Origin of the sequence: Elioraea sp. Yellowstone (assembly GCF_006704265.1) — a bacterium.
Taxonomy (GTDB): domain Bacteria; phylum Pseudomonadota; class Alphaproteobacteria; order Acetobacterales; family Acetobacteraceae; genus Elioraea.
The window spans coordinates 1-3,726 of the sequence record NZ_VIKA01000226.1 but is presented as its reverse complement, the minus strand read 5'-3'; the positions used below and the strand labels follow the sequence as shown (position 1 = coordinate 3,726).

Here is a 3,726-nt window from a genome sequence, read left to right as displayed (position 1 = left end):
CCCCCCCCCCCCCCGCGGCTCGCCGCCGCCGCGGCGGCCATGGCGCGGCCGCTGCCGCCGCCCCCCGCCGCCCCCGTCCCGGCCCCGGACCTGGGCCAGGTGCGCAGCAACATGACGAAGGAGGCGTACAAGGCGGCGGTCGCGAAGGCCGTGGACTACATCCGCGCGGGCGACGCCTTCCAGATCGTCCCCAGCCAGCGCTTCGCCGTGCCCTTCGCGCTGCCGCCCTTCGCGCTCTACCGCAGCCTGCGCCGGCTCAACCCCTCGCCCTTCCTGTTCTTCCTCGATTTCGGCGGCTTCGCGATCGTCGGCTCCTCGCCCGAGATCATGGTGCGGCTGCGCGAGGGCGTCGTCACCATCCGCCCGCTCGCGGGCACGCGCCCGCGCGGCGCGACCCATGAGGAGGACCAGCGGCTGGAGCAGGAGCTGCTGAACGATCCGAAGGAGCGCGCCGAGCACCTGATGCTGCTCGATCTCGGGCGCAACGATGTCGGCCGGGTCGCGCAGATCGGCACGGTGCGCGTGAAGGAGCAGTTCGTGGTCGAGCGCTACAGCCACGTCATGCACATCTCCTCGCACGTGGAGGGGAGGCTCAGGCCGGGGCTCGACGCGGTCGATGCGCTGATGGCCGGGTTCCCGGCCGGCACGCTCTCGGGCGCGCCGAAGGTGCGCGCGATGGAGATCATCGAGGAGCTGGAGCCGGAACGGCGCGGCGTCTATGCCGGCTGCATCGGCTACTTCGCCGCCGGCGGCGACATGGACACCTGCATCGGCCTGCGCACCGCCGTGGTGAAGGACGGCACGATGTACGTGCAGGCGGGCGCGGGCGTGGTCGCCGACAGCGATCCCGAGACCGAGTACCAGGAGACGGTGCACAAGGCGCGCGCGCTGATCCGCGCGGCCGAGGAGGCGGTGCGCTTCGCCGCGGGGGCGGGGCGGTAGCCGGGCGTGCTACCCCGTCACCTTCTTGACGATCGTCTTGCCGAGCGCCTTCGCCGGCTCCTTCAGCGTGTCCTTCAGCGCGTCGAAGGCGGGCTTCAGCCCGGCCGGATTCTTCGTCGCGATCGCCGAGGCGACCGTCAACAGGGCCGCGCCGATCGCGATCGCCTGGCGCACCTTGGCGATGTCCCTGATCGCCTTGCGCGCCCGCCTGGTCTCGCGGTTGATCGCCTCGACGCTCGTCTGCGCCTCGGCGAGCAGCGCGCCGACCGCGAGCGTGCGGATGCGCGCGGCCTGGCTCTGCAGGTCCCAGGCAAGGTCCTCGAGCTCGCGCACCTCGTCCTTGCTGAGCGTCGCGTAGTCGGCCATCAGCCGGTCCATCACGGCCTTCGCCGCCTCGCCCATCTCGCGGGCGACGTCGAAGCCGTCCGTCACCTCGGGCATCGGATCCCCTCCCCTACAGCACCGCGGTCCGCAGCATCCGGCCGATGGTGCGAAGCTGGCTGTTCACCGCACGGATCTGGCGCAGCGTCTCTTCCGCCGAGAGCCGGTCCCGGTTGTCGAAGAGCATCCGGTGCCCCTCGCCGATCCGGCGCATCGCGGCGATGAAGGCATCGCGCGGCCCGGCGCGCGCGTCGATCTCGCCCAGCCGCTGCAGGCGCCACTCGCGCAGCGCCCTGATCCCGGCCGGATCGTTCGCCCGGCGGATCGTGAGATCATAGGTGAACGCGGCGATCCGCCGCTCCTCCGCATCCTCCGCGGCGAGCCCCTCGGCGAAGCGGATCAGCCGCGCGGTGATGTCCTGCACCGGCGCGTCGCCCGCCTCGATCACGCGGGAGAGCTCGCGCTGCCGCCACGTCCCCGTGACGGCGCGCGCGACGATGTCGCCGAGCGCCTGCACCGGCGGGCGCATCGCCGCGTCGAACAGCCCCGCCTTGTGCGCCGCCTCGGCGAGCGGGGCGGTCGAGACCGACACGGCCTCGTCGCCGGCGAGGTCGCCAAGCGCGTCCATGTAGCCGGTGAGCGCCGCGTGCAGCGCGAGCAGCCCCTCGCGCTGCGCGGCCCGGTCGCCGACATCCACCGGGCGTTCGCGCCAGAAGGCGAGCCGGTCGCCGAAGCCGGCATAGCGGTCCACCAGCACCCGGTAGCCGGCGGTCTCGGCCGAGAGGCGCGAGAACTCGCGCACCGCCGAGAGGTCGGTGCAGGCGGCGAGCAGCAGCAGCGCGGCCGCGAGCCCGCCCCGGATCGGTCCCTTCGCCCGCATCGCCCGTCCCTCCCGGTTGCGGCTTAGAAGCCTAGCCGGCATGATCTTGCCCGGCAACGGATCCGTCGCGTCAGCCGCCCTCGCCCAGCCCGAGCGCCGCCGCCGCCGCCTCGGCGAAGGCGAGGAGGGCGCGGTCGCGCCCGGCGCCCGCGACCAGGCTGAGCCCGACCGGCGCGCCCTCCACGCGCCCGGCCGGGATCGTCACCTCCGGCACGCCGGCGAAGCCCGCGATCGAGGTGACGCCGATCGTCTGTTCCCGGATCGCCATGATCTCGTCGGTCGAGGCCGAGAGCGGTGGTGCGACGACCGGCGAGGTCGGAAAGACCAGCACGCCGCCGCCGGCGAGCAGGGCACGGATGCGGGCGCCGGCCACCGACCGGATGTGCCGGCCCCAGGCCGTCTTCGCCGGCGGCTGGTGCGGCGCCAGGTCGAACCGCGCCTGCACGGCGGCCGAGAGCTTGGGCTTGACGCTGTACACCCAGGGCCCGAGCGCGGAGAGGTTCTCCTCGTTGTTGCAGGCACGGAACGCGTCGAAGAAGGCGTGCAGCCCCTCGACCGCCACCTCCACCTGCGCGGCGCGGCCGAACCGCGCCTCCAGCCGCTCGAGCGCGGGCGTCAGCGCGTTCGCGACCGCCGGATCGGCGTTCATCCACGCCTCCTCGACCTTGAGGAGCGGCCCGAGCGCCCCCTCACCGCCGGGTGGCAGCAGCACCTCGCCCACGCGGCGCAGGAGCGACGCCTCGCGCGCGAACCAGCCGACCGTGTCGAAGGAGGGCCCGAGCGGCAGCACGCCGCAGGCATTCACCGCGCCCCAGGACGGCCGGATGCCGAACAGGCCGCAGTAGCTCGCGGGGATGCGCACGGAGCCGGCCGTGTCCGAGCCGAGCGCGAAGTCGAACAGGCCGGCGGCGAGCCCCGCCGCCGACCCGCAGGAGGATCCGCCCGGATAGCGATCCGGGCACACCGGGTTGGTCGGCGTGCCGTACCAGGGATTCTCGCCCGTCAGCCCCGCCGCGAGTTCCACCGTCTTGGTCTTGCCCGCCATCGAGGCGCCGGCCTCCACCAACATGGTGACGCAGGGCGCGGTGATGGTGGCGGGCGGGTGGGTGCGCGCCCAGTCGGGATTGCCGAAGGTCGAGACGTGGCCGGCGACGTCGAAGATGTCCTTGAGCCCGAAGGCGAGCCCGGCGAGCGGACCCGAGGCCGCGCCTGCGATCGTCACGCGCGGTCCCGGCATGAAGGCGCCGACGGGATCGCCCGGATCGGCCTCCGCGCGCCGTGCCGTCCTGCCTGCCATCGTCGCCTCCTCTTCCGCCTCCACGGTCCGCCGGCGGCGATCCTGACAGAGGCGACGGCGAGATTCAGCCCCTTCGCGCGGCGATCAGGGCACGGCGGCGAGGATCGCGCCGAGCAGGGCGTCGGCGAGGAAGGCGCCGGGATAGGCGAGCGCCGCCCCGAGCAGCAGCAGCAGCGCCAGACGCCGCGCGCCCCGGCCGAGCGCGGCGAGGCGCGCGGGGCCGCGG

4 protein-coding genes are annotated in these 3,726 nt (G+C 74.2%); 1 reads left to right on the top strand and 3 read right to left on the bottom strand.

From position 1 onward, the window contains the following. A partial coding sequence (locus FK498_RS17955; RefSeq protein ID WP_202614914.1) for an anthranilate synthase component I family protein occupies window positions 1-942 on the top strand: 942 nt, incomplete at its 5' end. 9 nt (window positions 943-951) lie between these two features. Here the strand turns inward: FK498_RS17955 and FK498_RS17950 are convergent. The 3 genes from FK498_RS17950 to FK498_RS17940 form a co-directional block, all read right to left on the bottom strand. Then, the gene (locus FK498_RS17950; protein WP_141856980.1) at window positions 952-1,383 is read right to left on the bottom strand and encodes a hypothetical protein; all 432 of its coding nucleotides are present in this window, start codon (window positions 1,381-1,383) and stop codon (window positions 952-954) included. Between the two features lie 13 nt (window positions 1,384-1,396). Further along, entirely contained in the window at window positions 1,397-2,203 is an 807-nt protein-coding gene (locus FK498_RS17945; protein WP_141856978.1) for a hypothetical protein, read from the bottom strand. Window positions 2,204-2,273: 70 nt separating this feature from the next. Beyond that, window positions 2,274-3,500 carry an amidase gene (locus FK498_RS17940; RefSeq protein ID WP_141856976.1) on the bottom strand — a complete coding sequence of 409 codons (1,227 nt, stop codon included), beginning with the start codon at window positions 3,498-3,500 and terminating at the stop codon, window positions 2,274-2,276. Window positions 3,501-3,726 lie beyond the last annotated feature (226 nt).